Genomic DNA, 521 nt, shown 5'->3' on the forward strand with positions numbered 1-521 from the left:
GAAGCGACACGGCACTGGAGATGATAGCCGCGATACCCAGCCCCGCAGCGGGAAGGAGAAGCGGGAAGACGGGCTTGTTCTGGCTCGAAAGGCGACGAGCGGCGGCGTATCCGGCGGGGCCTTTGTGAGAGACGATAGCGAGGCCGAGTCCGACCCCGACATCGATGTTTCCGTAGACGATTCCGATGATGGCACCCGCGGAAATGGCGTGTGCGGAGAGTTCCGTCACGGTGCGGTCGACCGGGAAGTTCATGTGAGCGAACCGGTGGCCCACGGTGTGTGCGCCGAATCCGGCGAGGATACCGAACGCGATACCAAATCCGCCGAACTGGGTGTGGTGGCCGAGTGCCTGCGGGACGAGAAAGACGGCCGCGCTCGTCACCATCGCGCCGCTGGCGAGACCGTAGCCCCAGACGAGTCCCTCGGCGTGTTCGGTCCGAGCGCGCGCGCCGAACGGGGCAGCAAACGCCATCGCCGCAAAGGCAGCCCACGAGACGACGAGGAGCTTCCACGCTCCCGTC

General features: G+C 66.2%; 1 pseudogene. It reads right to left on the minus strand.

Going from position 1 to position 521, the window contains the following annotated elements:
- Window positions 1-521: pseudogene (locus DEQ92_RS21825) on the minus strand (ZIP family metal transporter); the annotation flags it as partial.

Origin of the sequence: Haloferax sp. Atlit-6N (assembly GCF_003383195.1) — an archaeon.
Taxonomy (GTDB): domain Archaea; phylum Halobacteriota; class Halobacteria; order Halobacteriales; family Haloferacaceae; genus Haloferax; species Haloferax gibbonsii.